Origin of the sequence: Nitrospirillum goiasense, assembly GCF_034427435.1 — a bacterium.
Lineage (GTDB): Bacteria > Pseudomonadota > Alphaproteobacteria > Azospirillales > Azospirillaceae > Nitrospirillum.
Genome location: NZ_JAXQNP010000003.1, coordinates 802,018 through 819,558, shown reverse-complemented (window position 1 = coordinate 819,558; position 17,541 = coordinate 802,018). Strand labels below are relative to the sequence as shown.

General features: G+C 67.5%; 17 protein-coding genes and 1 tRNA gene. 8 read left to right on the top strand and 10 right to left on the bottom strand.

Annotated elements, in window-relative coordinates:
- Positions 1–40 precede the first annotated feature (40 nt).
- Positions 41–562, top strand: coding sequence for an META domain-containing protein (locus ULB03_RS18085; protein WP_322484501.1), 522 nt, complete (start codon positions 41–43; stop codon positions 560–562).
- A 100-nt stretch (positions 563–662) separates the two neighbouring features.
- On the opposite strand, the gene ULB03_RS18080 is transcribed toward ULB03_RS18085, so the two are convergent.
- A tRNA-Met gene (locus tag ULB03_RS18080) sits at positions 663–737 on the bottom strand.
- Between the two features lie 255 nt (positions 738–992).
- On the opposite strand from ULB03_RS18080, the gene ULB03_RS18075 reads away from it, so the two are divergent.
- Positions 993–1,565: a hypothetical protein gene (locus tag ULB03_RS18075; RefSeq protein WP_322484500.1), complete on the top strand. Its 573-nt coding sequence runs from the start codon at positions 993–995 to the stop codon at positions 1,563–1,565.
- On the opposite strand, the gene ULB03_RS18070 is transcribed toward ULB03_RS18075, so the two are convergent.
- Both ULB03_RS18070 and ULB03_RS18065 read right to left on the bottom strand, forming a co-directional pair.
- Positions 1,535–2,875, bottom strand: coding sequence for an AmpG family muropeptide MFS transporter (locus ULB03_RS18070; RefSeq protein ID WP_322484499.1), 1,341 nt, complete (start codon positions 2,873–2,875; stop codon positions 1,535–1,537). The two genes, ULB03_RS18075 and ULB03_RS18070, sit on opposite strands and share 31 nt — an antisense overlap.
- A gap of 84 nt (positions 2,876–2,959) precedes the next feature.
- Positions 2,960–3,556 carry a TetR/AcrR family transcriptional regulator gene (locus tag ULB03_RS18065; protein WP_322484498.1) on the bottom strand — a complete coding sequence of 199 codons (597 nt, stop codon included), beginning with the start codon at positions 3,554–3,556 and terminating at the stop codon, positions 2,960–2,962.
- A gap of 61 nt (positions 3,557–3,617) precedes the next feature.
- Here ULB03_RS18065 and ULB03_RS18060 point away from each other — a divergent pair, with 61 nt between their 5' ends.
- The 3 genes from ULB03_RS18060 (at position 3,618) to ULB03_RS18050 (ending at position 7,266) form a co-directional block, all read left to right on the top strand.
- Positions 3,618–4,067 (top strand): monooxygenase family protein, encoded by a 450-nt coding sequence (locus ULB03_RS18060; protein ID WP_322484497.1) that lies wholly within the window; start codon positions 3,618–3,620, stop codon positions 4,065–4,067.
- 103 nt (positions 4,068–4,170) lie between these two features.
- Positions 4,171–6,576: an isoaspartyl peptidase/L-asparaginase gene (locus ULB03_RS18055; protein ID WP_322484496.1), complete on the top strand. Its 2,406-nt coding sequence runs from the start codon at positions 4,171–4,173 to the stop codon at positions 6,574–6,576.
- Between the two features lie 519 nt (positions 6,577–7,095).
- Positions 7,096–7,266: a hypothetical protein gene (locus ULB03_RS18050; protein ID WP_322484495.1), complete on the top strand. Its 171-nt coding sequence runs from the start codon at positions 7,096–7,098 to the stop codon at positions 7,264–7,266.
- A 14-nt stretch (positions 7,267–7,280) separates the two neighbouring features.
- On the opposite strand, the gene ULB03_RS18045 is transcribed toward ULB03_RS18050, so the two are convergent.
- From ULB03_RS18045 to ULB03_RS18035, 3 genes are all read right to left on the bottom strand, one after another.
- The gene (locus ULB03_RS18045) at positions 7,281–7,895 is read right to left on the bottom strand and encodes a glutathione S-transferase family protein (protein WP_322484494.1); all 615 of its coding nucleotides are present in this window, start codon (positions 7,893–7,895) and stop codon (positions 7,281–7,283) included.
- A 247-nt stretch (positions 7,896–8,142) separates the two neighbouring features.
- Positions 8,143–8,649: a DUF1993 domain-containing protein gene (locus ULB03_RS18040; protein ID WP_322484493.1), complete on the bottom strand. Its 507-nt coding sequence runs from the start codon at positions 8,647–8,649 to the stop codon at positions 8,143–8,145.
- A 119-nt stretch (positions 8,650–8,768) separates the two neighbouring features.
- A complete protein-coding gene (locus tag ULB03_RS18035; RefSeq protein ID WP_322484492.1) occupies positions 8,769–11,147 on the bottom strand; it encodes a S8 family serine peptidase in 2,379 nt (792 codons plus the stop codon).
- A 338-nt stretch (positions 11,148–11,485) separates the two neighbouring features.
- Here ULB03_RS18035 and ULB03_RS18030 point away from each other — a divergent pair, with 338 nt between their 5' ends.
- Positions 11,486–12,880 carry a class II 3-deoxy-7-phosphoheptulonate synthase gene (locus ULB03_RS18030; RefSeq protein WP_322484491.1) on the top strand — a complete coding sequence of 465 codons (1,395 nt, stop codon included), beginning with the start codon at positions 11,486–11,488 and terminating at the stop codon, positions 12,878–12,880.
- Between the two features lie 74 nt (positions 12,881–12,954).
- Here the strand turns inward: ULB03_RS18030 and ULB03_RS18025 are convergent, their stop codons facing one another.
- Positions 12,955–13,386, bottom strand: a complete 432-nt coding sequence (locus ULB03_RS18025; protein WP_322484490.1) for an OsmC family protein — start codon at positions 13,384–13,386, stop codon at positions 12,955–12,957.
- 203 nt (positions 13,387–13,589) lie between these two features.
- Here ULB03_RS18025 and ULB03_RS18020 point away from each other — a divergent pair, with 203 nt between their 5' ends.
- Entirely contained in the window at positions 13,590–14,447 is an 858-nt protein-coding gene (locus ULB03_RS18020) for a hypothetical protein (RefSeq protein WP_322484489.1), read from the top strand.
- Positions 14,448–14,462: 15 nt separating this feature from the next.
- Here the strand turns inward: ULB03_RS18020 and ULB03_RS18015 are convergent, their stop codons facing one another.
- Both ULB03_RS18015 and ULB03_RS18010 read right to left on the bottom strand, forming a co-directional pair.
- Entirely contained in the window at positions 14,463–14,966 is a 504-nt protein-coding gene (locus ULB03_RS18015) for a hypothetical protein (protein WP_322484488.1), read from the bottom strand.
- A 165-nt stretch (positions 14,967–15,131) separates the two neighbouring features.
- Positions 15,132–15,680 carry a TetR/AcrR family transcriptional regulator gene (locus ULB03_RS18010; protein WP_322484487.1) on the bottom strand — a complete coding sequence of 183 codons (549 nt, stop codon included), beginning with the start codon at positions 15,678–15,680 and terminating at the stop codon, positions 15,132–15,134.
- Positions 15,681–15,777: 97 nt separating this feature from the next.
- On the opposite strand from ULB03_RS18010, the gene ULB03_RS18005 reads away from it, so the two are divergent.
- Entirely contained in the window at positions 15,778–16,647 is an 870-nt protein-coding gene (locus tag ULB03_RS18005) for an alpha/beta hydrolase family protein (protein ID WP_322484486.1), read from the top strand.
- Here ULB03_RS18005 and ULB03_RS18000 read toward each other — a convergent pair.
- Complete coding sequence (locus ULB03_RS18000; protein ID WP_322484485.1) at positions 16,644–17,345, bottom strand: hypothetical protein; 702 nt, start codon at positions 17,343–17,345, stop codon at positions 16,644–16,646. The genes ULB03_RS18005 and ULB03_RS18000 overlap by 4 nt on opposite strands.
- Positions 17,346–17,541 lie beyond the last annotated feature (196 nt).

Sequence of the window (17,541 nt, the reverse complement as noted above, 5' to 3'; positions counted from 1 at the left end):
GCGGAACAAGGGCTTGCCGGAAATTCTGGAGGGATGAGGGATGCGGCGCGCCGTTGTGATCACCTGTCTGGCAACCTTGGCCTTGGCCGGCTGTTCCATGCCCAAGCCCATGTCCAACGTCTCGGCGGAGGACTTGGCCGGCACCGGGTGGGAACTGCAGCATTGGGAGCAGAACAACGGCGGCGCCTATCCGCTGATGCCCGGTGGCAATGGCGGCCCCATCAGCATCCGCTTCAGCCGAGACGGCGCCGCCAACATCCTGTCGGGCAGCGCCGGCTGCAACCGCTATCGCGGGGGCTACACGTTGGCCAGCGGCTACTTGCAGGTGCTGCCGGCCGCCACCACGCGCATGGCCTGCCTGTCGCCTGAACGTGCCAAGCTGGAGCAGGACTATCTCAACGTCCTGGCCAACGCCACCACCCTGACCCGGGAGGTGGACCCAGGTCGCAACGTGGACACCCTGACCCTGGCCAGCAGCGCGGGCGACGAACTGTTGTTCGTGCGGGTGATGAATGGAGAGGCGCCAGAGCCGGCGTCCGTCGGCAACGCCGCGGGCCAGTGAGTGCTGTAAGGATCGCCCTGAAACAACAAACCCCCGGGAGCCGTGCAGGTCTTCCCGGGGGTTCGTGTAAGCGGTCGGTGCGGGTTAGACACCGCCGGATTGGTAGCAGCGGAGGGATTTGAACCCCCGACCAAGGGATTATGATTCCCCTGCTCTACCACTGAGCTACGCTGCCATAAACCGCCGCCGGACGGGCCGGCGTTGGTGAGGGCCGTCATGTAGGACACCTGACGGGGGCCTGTCAAGGCCCTGACCAAGGCCATGGCGCATTTTTCGGCATGGGTCCGATGCGTGACCCACCACGGCCCTTGTCGGGCGCCGATCTCTGCCGCGCACGGGGATCGGCGCGGCGAAGAACAGGTGGCGGGGCAAGGGCACCACCGATACAGTCACCGCCGCATCCTATCCGCCCGGACGCCGTCAAACCCGCATGCTGTCCCTCATCACGGCCCCGTTCCGCCTGCTGTTCCGCCTGGTGACGTTCCTTATCCTGATGGCGGTCGTGCTGGTGGTGGTCTTCCCCTACGCGGTGGACTTGCCGGGCTGGGCGCAGACGGTCATGGCGCGCCTGAGCGACGACCCTGCCAGCGGCGTGGTAATACGGGCCAATCCCGAGGTGCAGAGGGGCTTTCCCGCCCGCCTGGTGCTGCATGACCTCAGCCTGGCCAATCCCCTGACGCCGGATCGGCCGTCCATCGCCGCGGCCCGCGCGGTGGTGGAGGTGGACCCGCTGGCCTCACTGACCCACGGGCGGCTGGTGCTGCGCACGCAATTGTTGGACCCCATCATCTACGCCGACCGGCCCATCAACCTGCGCGGCCTGCTGGCGGGGGTGGACCGAAACCTGGGGGCCGCCGGCGTGGCCAACACCGTCAGCCTGGTGGGCGGCAGCGTGACGCTGTCAACCAAGGGCGGGGCGGCGGGCATCGACCTGGGGGCGGTGACGCTGGAGGCGGCGCCCGTCCGGTCCGATCACGCGGGAACGGGCCGTGACCCGCTTTGATTGGCTTCTTCTTCTGTTGCTGGACGATGGCTAATGTCTGCCAGGCGCGACATGAGCCCCAGCATCAGTAGACCAGGTATGCCTAATGAAGCACTGATGGCGAAATAGAGCGGCCAGGATTCGAGGTGGTCCGCGAGTAGACCGCTGCTTCCAGCAAACCAGTCCAACGGTAACGTCGCTAAACTCGAAAAGAGAGCATACTGAGTGGCTGTGAAACCGGTATCGCAGAGGCGTGACAGGAAGGCGGCGAAAGCTGCGGAGCTCATGCCGCCAGCGAACATTTCCAGGCCCACGACGCCAGTGAGCCACGCAACACTATGCGGTTGGCTGGCCAGTACGGCGTACATCAGGTTGGTGAAGATCATAAAGCCACTACATAAAAGAAGGCTGCGTATAGTACCTAACTTTTCGGCCAAAGTCCCCCCGCAAAGCGCGCCACATAGGGCGCAAATTAAACCAAATAGCTTTGTAACCGCAGCGATTTCCTGCTTCGTATAGCCTTCCGACAAATAAAAATTTGTCGCCATCGCATTTACATAAACATCACCTAATTTGTAAATTGCGATAAAAGCTACTATGAAAATCCAGCCTTGACGGGTTGCGAAATGGGTAAAGGGAGCCACGACCGCTTCTTTCACCCAGATTTTAAGGGTAGTTCGCTGCGGGACGGGAGGACGTGCAGGTTCGCGTGCAAGCAGGACAGCCACCATGCCAACGGCCACCAGCACGGCCATTATGGCGTAGACGACTGGCCAAGGCAGGATAGACGCAAGGTACAGGGCGCCGGCGCCTGCCACAATCAGACCTAGACGATACCCCGCCATGTAACCGCCTGAACCTGAAGCTTGCAAAGCGTCGGGCAGCAGTTCCACACGCATCGCGTCCAATACGATGTCCTGGCTGGCCGAGGCGAAGGAAGTGGCGACCGTGGCCACCGCCAGCCAGTATAGATTGGCAGCGGGGTTGGTTGACGCCATAGCGAGCAGCGTCAGCATCAACGCTGCCTGCGTGGCCAAAGCCCAACCGCGGCGTTGCCCAAGCGTCCGGGTCAGTATCGGCAGGGGCAACCGGTCAATCAACGGCGCCCACAGTGGCTTGAAAGTGAAGGGTGTCCGGGCCATGGCGAACAAGCCGATGGCCGTGCGGCTGACATGCACCTCCGTCAGCCAGGCCGACAGGGTTGAGAACAACAGCAGATAGGGCAGGCCGCTGGCGAATCCCAGGAACAGCACCGTCAGCACGCGGCGGTCCAGCCATTGGGTCCAGCCGGCGGGGCCTGTGGCGGTGGGCGGTGCGGAAGGTGCGGTCATGGAGGCGGCGCCGTCCCCGTGATGAGAGGTTGAAAGGGCGACATCATCGCCTGCGCGGACCGCCGCCGTCCAGGATTGACGCCATCACGCCGGCAGGCCGGCGACGAACAGGCTGGTCACCTGCCGCGCCAGGGCGTCGGGCGCCGCCGCTTCGCCCTGCGGACCTCCATGCGCCCCATGCAGACGGCCATCCACCGCCAGGCACGCCAAGCCATGCACCAGGGACCAGGCGGCGATGATGGCGGTGTCGCGCCTGTCCTCCGCGACCAGCCCGGCCACCCGCGTGGACAGGATGTCATAGCCGCCGCCCCCCTTCTTGGAGTTGGGGGCCAGGTCCGCCACCGGCGCCCCGAGCATCAGGCGGAATAGGGCCGGTCGCTCACAGGCGAAGCGCACATAGGCGACACCCTGTTCCACCAGGGCCTGGCGCGGATCCGCCTGGGTGTCGGCCTGGGCCAGCCGGTCGCGCAGGTCCGCATATCCCTGGTCCGCCACCGCCGCCAACAGGGCGGCCTTGTCGGCGAAATGGCGATAGGGCGCCATGGCCGACACGCCCGCACCCCGCGCCGCCGCGCGCAGGCTCAGCGCCTCCACCCCGCTTTCCTCCAGCAGGGTCAGGGCCGTGCGCACCAGGGTTTCGCGCAGGTTGCCGTGATGATAGCCCGACTTCTCTGTTGACACTGTAAACATCCCCGCCTTAGATGACTAAATGTTTACGCAGTAAACTTCATCGTGAGGGGTCATGCAACAGCGCCGCGCCTCGGTCGACCTGTCCGGCTATCCGGATCTGGTTGTCATCTACCTGGGATTCCATGTGAACAGCCTGCGGGGCCTTCTGGGGCTGTTTCGGTTGTCGCGCGGCCTCACCGCCATCGCCCGGGACTTTCCCGACGGCCTGCTGGCGCATGAGCCCGTCCTCTATGGCTTGCGCCACATCGGCATGCGGCAGTACTGGCGCGACCTGGACAGCCTGGAGCGCTTCACCCGCAGCGACCCCCACCGCACCTGGTGGCGGGACTTCCTGGCCAAGGATGCCGGCGCCGGTTTCTGGCATGAAACCTACCGCCGTCAGGGCGGGATGGAGGCCATCTATGTCAACATGCCCCGCCCAATCGGCTTTGGCGCCTTCGCCGACGCCCGCCCGCCCACCGGCCCGTTCATGAGCGCGCGCGACCGCCTGGCCACCGGCTAACCGTTTCGACGGCTGGGTCTTTATCCTTTATCCGTTTTGCGGGACTATCGGCAGGGCCCCTCTTGGGGACGGGCACACGATACGGCGTTGGACGGAGGGGCATATGGGGACGAACGGGGCACGGCTGCTGGCGGGTATGGCGCTGGGCTGGGCGCTGCTGGGCGGCACCGCGCTGGCGGCGGAAAAGGCACGCCCTTGGGCTCTGGAACTGCACGGCGGCGCCGGCACCGTCGACCCCGCCAAGCTGACGCCGGAGGCGGCGGCCGCCTACCAGGCCGGCATGACCGCGGCGCTGGAGGCCGGCACCGCCGTGCTGAAGTCCGGGGGCACGGCGCTGGACGCGGTCGAGGCCGCGGTGAAGGTGCTGGAGGATGATCCCCTGTTCAACGCCGGCCGGGGTGCGGTGTTCACCGCCGCCGGCCGGAACGAGATGGACGCCGCCATCATGGACGGCGCCACCCTGAAGGCGGGTTCCGTCGCCACCGTCACCCATACCCGCCACCCCATCAGTCTGGCCCGCGCCGTCATGGAAAAGACGCCGCATGTCATGCTGGCGGGTGAGGGGGCCGACGCGTTCTCGAAGGAGGCGGGCCTGGAACAGGCCGAGCCCGCGTGGTTCTTCACCGAGCGGCGCTGGCAGGCGCTGGTGAAGGAACTGACGGACAAGGGCCTGCCCGTGCCGCCGCGCCCGGCGGGCGCCCCGCCGGAACCGGACAAGCACACCCTGCTGGACCTGCGGAATTTCGAGCCGGCGGACGCCCACCGCTTCGGCACCGTGGGCGCCGTCGCCGTGGACGCCAAGGGCAACGTGGCCGCGGCCACCTCCACCGGCGGCATGACGGCCAAGCGGCCGGGCCGCATTGGCGACAGCCCCATCATCGGCGCCGGCACCTATGCCTCCAACCAGTCCTGCGCCGTTTCCGCCACCGGGTCCGGCGAATACTTCATCCGCCTGACGGTGGCGCGGGAGATCTGCGCGCTGGTGCAGTACAAGCATATGAAGCTGCAGGCGGCGGTGGATGAGGTCATCCAGCACCGGCTGACGGCCCTGGGCGGTGACGGCGGCGTCATAGCCGCCGCGCCCGACGGCACGCTGGCCTGGGGCTTCAACACCAGCGGCATGTACCGCATCCGGGTGACGCAGGGGGCACGCCGGAATTCGGCATCTTCAAGGATGAGGGCGCCGCCAAGGCCCATCCCAAGAACGAGCCCTGACGCCATGCGCCGGCTGCTCGCGGCCTGCGCCGCCGTTTGCCTCGCCGTGATGCCGCTGGCGGCCTGGGCGGACGACGCTATGCTGCTGATCCGCCCGGCCCGGGTCTGGACGGCGGAGGAGGCCGCCCCCCACGCCGGCTGGGCCGTGCTGGTGCGGGGCGACCACATCCAGGCGGTGGGCCCGGAGGCGTCGCTGGGCGCGCCGGCGGGCGTGCCGGTGCTGGACCTGCCGGGCGCCACCCTGCTGCCCGGTCTGATCGACCTGCACTCCCACCTCTTCCTGCACCCCTATGACGAGGCGTCGTGGGACGATCAGGTGCTGCGCGAAAGCCTGTCATACCGCACCTTGCGGGCGGGGCGGCAGGCGACCGCCACCCTGATGGCGGGCTTCACCACCCTGCGTGACCTGGGCACGGAGGGGGCGGGCTACGCCGACGTCGGCCTGAAGAAGGCCATCGAGGATGGGCTCGTCCCCGGCCCGCGGCTGTTCGTCGCCACCCGGGCCATCGTGGCCAGCGGCGCCTATGGCCCCTCCGTCGCCAAGTTCCGCGAGGATATGGACCTGCCCCAGGGGGCGGAGGAGGCGAGCGGGGAGGCGGCCGTGGCCGCCGCCGCTCGTGGCCAGGCGGCGCGGGGCGCCGATTGGATCAAGTTCTACGCCGATTACCGCACCGGACCGGATGGCGGCACCCGCCCCACCTTCAGCCAGGCGGAGATGGCGGCCCTGATCGCCGCCGCCCACGACACCGGCCGGCCGGTGGCGGCGCATGCCGCGTCGGACGAGGGCATGCGCCGGGCGGTGCTGGCCGGCGTGGACACCATCGAGCATGGCTATGGCGGCACCGACGCCACCTTCCGGGAAATGGCCAAGCGCGGCGTTGCCTACCTGCCCACCCTGACGGCGCCGGAGGCCACCAGCCGTTATTTCAAGGGCTACGTCCCCGGCCAGTCCGCGCCCACGCCGGCCATGCAGGCGGCGGAGGCCGCCTTTCGGCGCGCGCTGAAGGCGGGGGTGATCATCGGCTGCGGCAGCGACGTGGGCGTCTTCGCCCATGGCGAGAACGCGCGCGAGCTGGTGTGGATGGTGCGCTACGGCATGACCCCGGCCCAGGCGCTGACAGCGGCCACCGCCACCAACGCCCGCATCCTGGGCCAGGCCGACCACCTGGGTCGCATCCATGCCGGTCTGCTGGCCGACCTGGTGGCCGTGACCGGCGATCCCACCCAGGATATCGACGCCGTCGCCAAGGTCGTCTTCGTCATGAAGGGTGGCGCGATTTACCGGAGGCCGTAAAACGGGAAAGCTTTCAGAAAAACCAATAGCGGACACTTAGGAGGGCGTCGCTACCCTTGTTTCTGCGACGTTTATTTTCGGACCTTATACTCCACCAGACCAGAAAATGAAGTACATAAGCTCTGGCCAGCATGGACAGGAATGCCATGACCAACTGAGTGGCGGTATCAATATATTCTGGAAAATACATGGCCGCCTTCCGGGGTGTCTGTTTAAAGCCTGAACGACTTCAAGTTTTAATTCCTGAACCATATTCGTGACGCCTGTGCAAGCTGTCATGGCTGGGTTTGCTTGCCAAGAGGATCTTTCCCGCCAATGACTTGGGCGTCGATAGAGTCCTCGACGTCTATGACATCGATGCCGCGACCAAGGTCGTCTTCGTCATCAAGGGTGGCGAGGGATATTACAAGCCGTGGGGGGCTGATGGCTCGACGTGCACTACCGCCCGCAGCGGCGGCAACCCTGGCCCAAGCGTTAGGGCGCGAGGGGGCGGGCACCTGGCAAATGTGGGAGCCATTGGTGGCCTTGCTGGAACAGGATTCCAACCGGATTCGGGACCGTATTGCTTTCATCCAGCGCTATCTCGCGCAAGAGGGCGGTCCTCTGGTGCCGTTCCTTGAAACACTTTCCGGTGGTGAGAATTTCGACCCCGGCCGTGAGTTTGACCGGGGTCGTGAGATCGAATTTTAAGGGCCGCCCTTTTATCAGGCCGCCGCCGCCATGGCCTTGGCGAAGCGTTGGAAGGCCGGGCGGGTGGCCAGACGGTTGAGATAGGCGCGGAAGACCGGCTTGTCCTGGAACAGGCCCATGACGTCCATGGCCCAATACAGCATGACGCCCCACTGGGTGTCGGCGGCGGTGAAGCGGTCGCCGACGGCATAAGCGTGGGCGCTCAAGGTGCGGTCCAGGTTCGCCACCATGTCGGCGAAGGTGCCGAAGGCGGCCCCCTTGCCCTCGTACTGCCAGTGGTTCAGGTGCGCCACCAGGCAGGGATCCGCCACGGCGTCGACGTAAACCAAACTGGTCAGGTAAGGGCCACGGCGCGGATCGTCCAAGGCCGGGGCCAGGCCCGCCTCTGGAAAGGCGTCGGCCAGGTAGAGGGTGATGGCCGCGCGTTCCGTCACCACCACATCCGCTTGCGCGGTGGTGTGGCGGATGGCCGGCACCTTCTTGTGCGCTTGGATGGCGCGATAGCTTTCCGGGGCGCCCCTTTGGGCGTGGATGTCGATGATCTCGGTATCATAGGCCACGCCCAGTTCCTCCAGCAGGTAGTGGATGCTGGACGAGCGGGTGTGGGGACAATGGAAGAAGGTGAGCATTCGGGGCCTCCCGGGGTTGGTGTTGGAAGGACCCTGGCAGGGTGTACTGACAGAATATGGCAGTAGCCCAATACGCGGGGCATTTGATCGTGACCGCCCAAATGCCCCCTCAATCGGCGGGCGGACGCATTCAATTTCCAGTCCGCCTTTGGCTCCCCGGAAATCTCCGGCGCCCGCAGTCGCGGGCTACTGCGGCACGAGTTTAAAGTCTCGTGCCGCAGTGCACGGGTAAGTCCTGGGATGTCGCTTACGAGCGGCCCAGGAAGTCCATCTTGCCCAGCTCCACGCCGTTGTGGCGCAGGATGTCGTAAGCGGTGGTGACGTGGAAATAGAAGTTGGGGGTGGCGAAGAACAGCAGGAAGGCCTGGCCGGGGAAGTGCATATCCTCGCCCCGGATCTTCAGGGTGACGGTGCGTTCCTCACTGCCGTCGACCTGCGCCGGGGTCACGCTCTTCAGGAAGTCCACCGTCTTGGCGATGCGGGCCTGCAGGTCGGCGAAGGTGGTTTCGGTATCGGGGAAGCTGGGGACCTCGATCCCGGCCAGGCGGGCGACCGCGCCCTTGGCGGCATCGCTGGCGATCTGGATCTGGCGGGCCAGGGGGTGCATGTCGGGGGCCAGGCGGGCGTTCACGAACACCGACTGGTCGATCTTCTTGGCCTCGGCATGGGCCTGGGCCTTTTCCAGGATGGCCGACAGGTTGCCCAGAAGGCGCAGGAACACCGGTACGGACGCCTGGTACATGGAAAGCGACATCGGGTGCGCTCCGATCAAGGTTGGAATGCCGGCCAAGATACGCAGCGGCCGCGGGCCGGATGTGCGCCCGGTCACCCTGACGCCTGAATTTCACAGGACCGGACTGGCGAACCCCGTCCCTAGAACCGGAAGTTGAGGCCGACGCGGGCCACATGATCGGTCAGGCCCCGGATGTTGCCGGCGTCCTGGCGCAGTTCCAGGCTGGTGTTCAGGGTCAGGGCCTGGCCCCAGCGGCCGGTAGCCACCGGGGCCGCGTAGGTCAGGGCCATGTCGGTTTCCGCCCCGTCCGGCCGCAGGGAAACCCGGGTGGGCACCGTGGTGGCGTATCCCTGGTCGTCCACGCCGGTCATCAACAGGGTGGCGCTGCCGGCCACCACCCGCAGGGGCCGGCGCCAGATGACCGTCAAGCTGTCGCCCGCCGCGACGGCGTCGCGCTGGGCCAGCGCCAGGCCGTAGGACCGGGAGAGCAGCGGGCCGATGCCGCTGACCACGCCCTGGGCGTTGTCCGCCGCCCCGGTGCGCGCCAGGCTGGCATCCAGCATCAGGCTGCCGCCTTGCCAAAGGGTCATGGCGGTCGCCACCCCCACCGAGACGGTGTTGTTGTGGTCACCCAGCCCCAGTACGCCGCCGCCGCGATACCGGCTGCCCAGCAGGCCGTCGCGCTCATCCAGCAGGCTGGCGGTCAGGCTGGTGGTCCAGCCCCGCGCCAGGGTCCAATTCAGGCCGGCGGCCACGGCGTCGGCCCGGCGGTCCCAGCCGGCTCCCGTCAGCACCGGGCCCCGCCAGGGGTTCCAGTCGGCGCCCAGGTCGCGGCGGTCCGTGCCATCCAGGGCCGAGGCGCCCGACCAACTGACGGCCAGCCGCGCGCCGCCCAGGGCGCGGCCCAGCCAGCCATCCAAATCCGCCCCCAGGGCCGCGAAGCCGCCGCCCTGGGCCAAGCCGGTGAGGGCGGTCGACACGCCCAGGGTGCCGGCGGCGTCGGCCACCGCCGTGCCGCCGCCCCACAGCGCCTGCGCGAAGGATGCCGCGGCCGGGAAGCCCCGGCCAGTGGCCAGCGTCAGGCCGCCCTGGCTGTAGGCCAGGGTCCAGCCGTCGCGGCCGGCATAGCCCTCACGCCCCGCCAGCGGCAGGCTGGTCGGGAAGGCCCGCGCGCCGGCGCCGCCACCGCTGGCATCGCCGGTATAGGCCAGCGTCAGGCTGCCGCCGTCGGCGAACTTGGTGCTGCTGGTCGTCACCGTGGGCGCCGGCAGGGCCGCGACGATGGACGAGGCGGACACCGGCTGCTTGGCGATCAGGCCGCTGAGGTTGACGGTGAAGTTGCGCTGATAGCCGTCGAAGGCGGTGTAGGCCGCCAACTGGGCGCTGATGCTGTTCAGCGCGCCCAGGGCGCCGCCGGTGATCAGCGTGCTGCTCAGGCTGGTGACGGGCAGGGACTTGCCGTTGGCCTGCACCACCGACAGCGTTCCCAGCGGCTTGAACGCCGCCGTCAGGTTCATCAGGCCGTTGCCGTACGTGCTGTCCACGCCCTTGGTGCCCATGTCGGTGGCCGAGGCGAACAGCACGGCGGTGGCGGTGCCGTTGCGGTAGAGCACGGGCCACGTCGCCTCCAGCAAGGCGACGGCGCCGGACACCATGGGGGCGGCCATGGACGTGCCGCTCCAATAGGCCAGGGCGTTGCTGGCGTACTGGATGCCGGGTGCCACGATGCTTTCCCCCGGCGCCATCAACCAGAGCGAGGCGTAGCTGACCCGCGTGGTGCCGGCGATGGCCGACCCGGCGCCGGGCGTGTTGGAAAAGCTGGACAGCTTGTTGGCGCCGTTGACCGACCCGGCGAATGCCAGGTGGGTCAGCGCGGTGGCGGACAGGCCGCTGGTGTTGGCGCCACCGTTCAACGCGGTCGTGGAATTGCCGCCGGCGAACACCAGCACCGCCCCCTTGCCGGCTGCGTAATTGATGGCGGAGACGATGGTGCTGGTGGGCAGGTAGGTCAGCGACAGGTTGATGACCCGGGCGCCGGCATCGGCGGCCTTGATGATGCCGTTGGCGACGTCCACGTCGCTGCCGCTGCCGCTGGCGTTCAGCACCTTTTCCGCCAGGATGGTGGCCTTGGGTGCGATCCCGGCCATGCCGCCGCCCGAACTGGTGACCGCGCCGGCGGCGATGGCGGCCGTGGCGGTGCCGTGGCCGTTGTCGTCTGTATAGGCCTTGGGGCAGGTGAAGGTGCGCGCCGCGCAGGCGGAGGCGGTGGACACGCGGCCTGTGACGTCCGCCTGGGTCGCCACCACGCCGGTATCGACCACGCCGATGGTGATGCCGCTGCCGCCGGTGGCCGCCACCTCAATGGCGTTGGTCAGGCCCAGTTGCGCCCACCAGCCGGAGGAGTAGCCCGGCGCGTAGGTTTGCGCCGCCGCCATCCCGGGGACGAAGAGGCTGGCCAGCAAGCCCAGGCGGGCCAGAGGAGCGAAGGTGGCGCGCGGGCGCGTGTGCTGGGCGGTCATACCATGTCTCCCGGGCGCCTTTGGCGGCCCCGCGACCTGCCCGTTCTGGGCATGCGAAGACGCTCAGTCTAATCCATTTTGCCTAGGCCTACGCAATGCCATCTGGATAGGTGGGGTGGTTCAAGGACGGGCGGCATCGGCAACCGCATTTGCCGGGTAACAGTAATGCGCAAAAAGCCCCCAAGAAGACTGGAAAAGTATAAAATGGGGCAGTACATAACGAGACCGGCTTGTTGCCAGACTTGAGGGGGGCTTCCGCCCGCGACCTGGGTAATCCCCCGGCGCTACTCTTAACGTCTTGGGATACGGGGCGGTTTTCAGGTTTCACGAGGTGGGTCATGGCACTGGAAAAGGCGGGGCGCTGGGCGCCCGATAGCTGGCGGTCTCGGGAAGTGCGGCAGATGCCGTCATATCCAGACATGCAGCGCCTGGAAGCCGTGGAGGCCCGCCTGGCCAATTATCCCCCCTTGGTCTTCGCCGGCGAGGCCCGGCGCCTGAAGGATCATCTGGCGCGGGTGGCCAAGGGCCAGGGGTTCCTGCTGCAGGGCGGCGACTGTGCCGAAAGCTTCGCTGAATTCCACCCCAACAACATCCGCGACACCTTCCGCGTGATGCTGCAGATGGCGGTGGTGCTGACCTTCGGTGGCGCCACCCCGGTGGTGAAGGTTGGCCGCATGGCCGGCCAGTTCGCCAAGCCGCGCTCCGCCGACCTGGAGGAGATCGGTGGCACCGCGCTGCCCTCATACCGGGGCGACATCATCAACGGCTTCGACTTCACCGCCGACGCGCGGGTGCCGGATCCGGAACGCATGGTGCAGGCCTACAACCAGGCCGCCAGCACCCTGAACCTGCTGCGCGCCTTCGCCCAGGGCGGCTATGCCGACCTGCACAAGGTGCACCAGTGGAACCTTGGCTTCGTTGACCGCAGCCCCCAGGGCGAGCGGTATCGCGATCTGGCCAACCGCCTGGATGAGACGCTGGCCTTCATGGCCGCGTGCGGCATCACGGCGGAAACCACGGCCCAGATCCGCGAGACGGAGTTCTTCACCAGCCACGAGGCGCTGTTGCTGCCGTATGAGCAGGCGCTGACCCGCATCGACAGCACGACGGGCGATTGGTACGACGTTTCCGCCCACATGCTGTGGATCGGTGATCGCACCCGCCAGCCCGACGGGGCCCATGTGGAATTCCTGCGCGGTGTGAAGAACCCCATTGGCCTGAAGTGCGGTCCGACCACCGATCCGGATGAGTTGATCCGCCTGATCGACATCCTGAACCCGATGGACGAGGCCGGCCGCCTGACCCTGATCGCCCGCATGGGTCATGACAAGGTGGGGGACAAGCTGGCGCCGCTGCTGCGCCGCGTGCGCGACGAAGGCCGTACCGTGGTGTGGAGCTGCGACCCCATGCACGGCAACACTATCAAGTCCGCCACCGGCTACAAGACGCGCCCGTTCGAGCGTATCCTGGCCGAGGTGCGGGGCTTCTTCGACGCCTGCCGGGCGGAGGGCGTGCATGCCGGTGGCGTGCATTTCGAGATGACGGGCCAGGACGTGACGGAATGCACGGGCGGTGCCCAGGCCATCACGGAGCATGCGCTGGCCCAGCGCTACCACACCGCCTGCGATCCGCGCCTGAACGCCAACCAGGCCTTGGAGCTGGCCTTCCTGGTGGCTGAGGGCCTGAAGGCCTCCCGCACCGGTCAGCCCCGCCGGACGGAAGCGGCCGAGTAAGGGCTGTTTTGGTATCGACATGAAACGGGCGGGGCCTCGCGGCACCCGCCCGTTTCGTTTGTGCGCTGTGGCGATCAAGCCAACGCGGCGTCCAGCGTGATCTCGGCGTTCAGCACGCGGGACACTGGGCAGTTGGCCTTGGCCTCGGCGGCGATGTCCTGGAACTTGCCGGCCTCGATGCCGGGCACCTTGGCGCGCACCGTCAGCTTGATGGCGGAAATGCGCCAGCCGGCGCCCTCGCCTTCCATGGTCAGCAGGGCGTCGGACTTGATTTCTTCCGGGGTGAAACCGGCGCCCGAGAGCATGAAGGCCAGCGCCATGCTGAAGCAGCCGGCGTGGGCGGCGGCGATCAGCTCTTCCGGGTTGGTGCCTTTGCCGTCGCCGAAGCGGGCGATGTAGGAATAGGGCACGCTGGACAGGGTGGCGCTCTGCGTCGTCAAGGCGCCGTCGCCGTCCTTGCCGGTGCCATGCCAAACGGCATTCGCGGTGCGCTTCAACTGGGCCATGCGATCTCTCCTCGATGGGGGGTACACCCTTGGCCGATCTATCGATGGGCCGGGCGATGGGAATAGACTAACAAGCTATCGTGTCAGTTCCATGCGGATGTCCCGCGATGCGCTGGCCGCAACCAGTACGGGCCCGCAATGCACCGCTTTCGCCCTCCTGCATCCGCCAGCCCTTGGCATGCCCCCAGCCCAGGGCATGCCCAGTGACGGGGCGGCCGTTCTGGTTGGTGCTGCGCATCCTGTGGGCGGGCATCCTCCTCTTCCCCGCCACCCAGGCGCGGTCCCAGGTGATGTACCAGGACCGGGCCTGGCAGCGGGTGGACCCGGCGACCTTGGCCTTTCGCGGTGAGATCCTGCCGCGGCGCTTCCTGCCGGGGGAACACCCGCTGGGGGATGCCGACCTGCTGGCCCGCAACCTGACGGCGGAGACGCGGACCCTGGTGCTGGACTCCGGCGGCGGCGACGTGATGGTCGCCCTGGCCATGGCGCGGCTGATCCATGACCGTGGGCTGGATGTCAGGGTCCAGGGGCGCTGCGCCTCGGCCTGCGCCCTGCTTCCCTTTCTGGCGGGGCGGCGCAAGGAGGTGGCGCCCGGGGCGGTGGTGGAGTTCCATTCCACCAACAGCCTGGATCCGCGCGACACGCCGGACGCACGCGCCCGGCTGACCCGGGAGATGGAGGCGATACGCGGCCAGTTGCCCGACCTGTCGCGGGATGGCGTGACGGTCACGCCGCCAGATTTGGGCGGCGCCACGGTGGACGCCATCCTGGCCGCCCGCCGGCAGAACGCCGCCCAATTGCGGCAGGCCATCGGCGATCTCTATGCGGAATGGGGGATGGCCCCCGCGCTGCTGGATGACATCGACCGCGCGACCGACGCCTATCTGGCCGGCCATCCCGGCCTGTCGCGGGACCAGGTCTGGTGGTGGTTCCCCTCCAGCCTGCTGATGGGGCGTTATGGCGTCACCGGTTTGGACGCCGCCCTGGTGACCGCCGACACGTTGACGCGCCTGGGCCGGGAGGTGGGCGGCGTCCACCTGTCGGTGGAGCGCTGGCCCTGACGGACCTGCGCCAGCTTATGAACTGTGCGGGTCCATCCACCACCGGCGGCTCAAGGTTTTCACGTCGTCCATTTGCCGATCCAGCACGCCCAGCATGCCCCCGGTCCAGGTTTCGAACGCGGCGCCGCCATCCAGGGTGCGGACGTTCTGGGGCAGGGTGCGGATCAGGGCGGCGATGTTCTGGCCCTGGCCGTAGTCATGCCCCAGTTGCCGGAAATAAAATCCGGGCAGGATGAACCGGGGGGCGCCCCGGTAGGCGAGGACGATCGTGTCGTAGCTGTGTTCGTTCAGCGCGGCGGCGGCTTGCAACAGGACACGCAGGACATCCTCCGGCGTGGCCGTGCGCTGGGCGCCCCATACGTCCACCACCAGCGTACCCGGCAGGATCAGGGCGCGGTGGTAGGCCACGACATGGACGGTGCGGTTGGCGGGATCCTGGCCCAAGGCGCGCGCCACGGGCAGGGTGACACTGGCCAGGTTCCACCCGGCGACCACCGCGGCCACGACGGCCAGGCCCAAGGCCCCTTTCGCCCACTTGATCAAAACCCAACCCCGCCAACCGACCCGTTGGCGTCATGCTAGCGCGCCCAGGAAGGAATGCAATCCATAGGCGTGAATCGCAGCAATATTAATCTGTTAACGGGAAAATCGTCTGCCTTATATTCAGCCAGGCCACCGCTTGGCCTACAAAACCATGGCCGCGGCCAACCGGAACGGCGCGCGGCTACGCTGCACCCGCGCCAGCAGCCACGCGCCCTCCAGCGCGATGAAGAATTGCGCCGCGCGTTCGCGCGGATCGCTGACCCCCAGACGCTCGGCATGTCCCGCCGTGCGTGTCGCCCAATCCTCCAGCACGTCCGCCACCACGGCGGACAGGCGGGTGGACTCGGGTATGGCGCCAATGACCAGGGCGGTGACGGGACAGCCGTCGCGCCAGTCCGACGCCTCGAACCAGTCGGCGATGGTATCGGCCAGGGCGTGCACGCCATCGGCGAAGGTGGCGGCGTCGGCGAACGCCTGGTCGATAATACGGCCGATGCGGTGGCCCGCCAGCCGGGCCGCCTCTTCCGCCAGTTCTTCCTTGCCGCCGGGGAAGTGATGGTAGAACGAGCCCTTCGGGGCGCCGCTGACGGCGATGATCTCATTCAGGCCGACGCCGTTGTAGCCCCTGCGCCGGAACAAGGTCACGGCGGTATCGACGAAGTGTTTCTTGGCATCGGACAGGCGTGGCATGCCCCTTCATGCCAATTGTATGTCGGTCGGTCTAGTGATAACCATTCTATGGCGATCACCATAGAATAGATCGCGAACCAGGCGACAGGGGGGATTGATGGCGGAGGACGTGGTGGAACAGGCGGTGGACCTCCACACCCCGGATGGCGCCCGGTTGGCCGGCCGGCTGACACTGCCGCTCCATGGGCAAGAGCCCGCGCTGGCGATCGTCCTGCATGGGGCGACGGGTGTGCCGCGCGACTACTATCGCCGCTTCGCCGCCTGGCTCGCCGTTGCCAAGGACGCGGCGGTTCTGACCTATGATTACCGGGATTTCGGTGCCTCCGCCGCCGGTGCGGTCAACCGGTCCGATGCCACCATGGCCGTATGGGGGGTGGTCGACCAGGCTGCGGCGCTGGATCATATGTGCCAGCGCTATCCCCGGGCCGAGATTTGGGTCGTCGGCCATTCATTGGGCGGCCTGTGCCTGCCCTTCCATGCCAGCGCCGGACGCGTCGCGCGGTTGATCGCCGTGGCGTCCGGCCCGGCCCATTGGACCAAGCATCCGTGGCGCTACATGCCTTCGGTCATCGCCTTCTGGTTCCTGCTGGGGCCGCTGGCGACCCTGATGTGCGGCTATCTGCCGGGGCGGTTGCTGGGCCTGGGCGCTGATCTGCCCAAGGGGGTGTTCTGGCAATGGCGGCGCTGGTGCGTGTCGCGTGGCTTCTATCGGGCGGATTGGGGGCGGACCATGCCCCATCCGGTGCCGGGCCGCATGACCGGATCGGTGACCTTGGTCGGCATCGCGGACGATGACATGATGCCGCCGGAACGGGTGCGCCGGTTGGCGGAATTCTATCCGGCCGCGACCATCCGCCACCGTGTCATAACCCCGGCGGAGGTTGGGGCGAAGGCCATCGGGCACCTACGCTTGTTCGCCGAGCGCAACGCCCAGGCCTGGCCGCTGTTGCTGGAGGGTGGGCTTTAGGCGGCCACGGCCACCGGCGGCGCCACCGCGCGCTCCAGGCGGCCCAACAGCGTGCCGAACAGGGCGGTTTCCAGGGCGCACATCCGGCCCAGGCGCGCCGGGTCCCAGGCGCCCAGCGCCTTCAGCCGTGCCGCCATGTCGCCCAGGTGGCCTTGCTCTTCCGCCAGCAGGCTTTTCAGCGAGATCCGCGATCCCGCCTGGCGTAGCGCCGTCTCATACAGGTGGTAGAACCACACGGCGCGGAATTCCACAATCAGCGACACGTGCAGGTACAACACCTTCGAGCGGGGCGGCTCACCCGGCAACGCCTGCTCCACGCCAAGGTCCAGTTTCTGGAAGTAAAGCCGCCCCGCGGCGGGGGACAGCAGATCGGCCTGGACATAGTCCAACGGCCGGCGGGCCACCGCCTCGGCCTGGCGCTTGAAGAAGAAGGCGTGGCGGGCTTCTTCCGCCAGGTGCTTCAGCGTCGGCAGGTCCATGCCGGGGCCATGCTGGGTCGCCATGATCTTGTTGCTGCCCATATGCTCCATGAGCGACAGCTCGTTCATGAAGCGGGCATGTGAGACGGGTGTGCGCAGCACATTGGCCAGGAAGGCCCGGACCCGGGGGACGAGCGGGGCGTTGTCGGCTTCGAACATGCCCCGGACTGTTTCCAAGGAGACCTTGTCGGGGGAAACCGTATCCAAAGACTGCTGCATGATCTCAATCCCATTCACTCGGACCCGCCCGCCGGCTGGGTGCGCCCATTTGGAGCCTTGGCGCGGGGCCGCACTGTGCGCGCGCCCTTTGGCGCCGGGCAACATGAATCGCGTCCTGTCCAAATAGGGGCCATCATTCGGCGCAGTTATGCCACCATCGGGGTGCAGCCTGACAGCGATCAAGGATAACCAGGGT

Excerpts from the sequence above, each read along its gene's own strand:
- ULB03_RS18085 (WP_322484501.1), top strand. The coding sequence starts at position 41 with ATGCGGCGCGCCGTTGTGATCACCTGTCTGGCAACCTTGGCCTTGGCC.
- ULB03_RS18075 (WP_322484500.1), top strand. The coding sequence starts at position 993 with ATGCTGTCCCTCATCACGGCCCCGTTCCGCCTGCTGTTCCGCCTGGTG.
- ULB03_RS18070 (WP_322484499.1), bottom strand. The coding sequence starts at position 2,875 with ATGACCGCACCTTCCGCACCGCCCACCGCCACAGGCCCCGCCGGCTGG.
- ULB03_RS18060 (WP_322484497.1), top strand. The coding sequence starts at position 3,618 with ATGCAACAGCGCCGCGCCTCGGTCGACCTGTCCGGCTATCCGGATCTG.
- ULB03_RS18055 (WP_322484496.1), top strand. The coding sequence starts at position 4,171 with ATGGGGACGAACGGGGCACGGCTGCTGGCGGGTATGGCGCTGGGCTGG.
- ULB03_RS18045 (WP_322484494.1), bottom strand. The coding sequence starts at position 7,895 with ATGCTCACCTTCTTCCATTGTCCCCACACCCGCTCGTCCAGCATCCAC.
- ULB03_RS18040 (WP_322484493.1), bottom strand. The coding sequence starts at position 8,649 with ATGTCGCTTTCCATGTACCAGGCGTCCGTACCGGTGTTCCTGCGCCTT.
- ULB03_RS18035 (WP_322484492.1), bottom strand. The coding sequence starts at position 11,147 with ATGACCGCCCAGCACACGCGCCCGCGCGCCACCTTCGCTCCTCTGGCC.
- ULB03_RS18030 (WP_322484491.1), top strand. The coding sequence starts at position 11,486 with ATGGCACTGGAAAAGGCGGGGCGCTGGGCGCCCGATAGCTGGCGGTCT.
- ULB03_RS18025 (WP_322484490.1), bottom strand. The coding sequence starts at position 13,386 with ATGGCCCAGTTGAAGCGCACCGCGAATGCCGTTTGGCATGGCACCGGC.
- ULB03_RS18010 (WP_322484487.1), bottom strand. The coding sequence starts at position 15,680 with ATGCCACGCCTGTCCGATGCCAAGAAACACTTCGTCGATACCGCCGTG.
- ULB03_RS18005 (WP_322484486.1), top strand. The coding sequence starts at position 15,778 with ATGGCGGAGGACGTGGTGGAACAGGCGGTGGACCTCCACACCCCGGAT.
- ULB03_RS18000 (WP_322484485.1), bottom strand. The coding sequence starts at position 17,345 with ATGCAGCAGTCTTTGGATACGGTTTCCCCCGACAAGGTCTCCTTGGAA.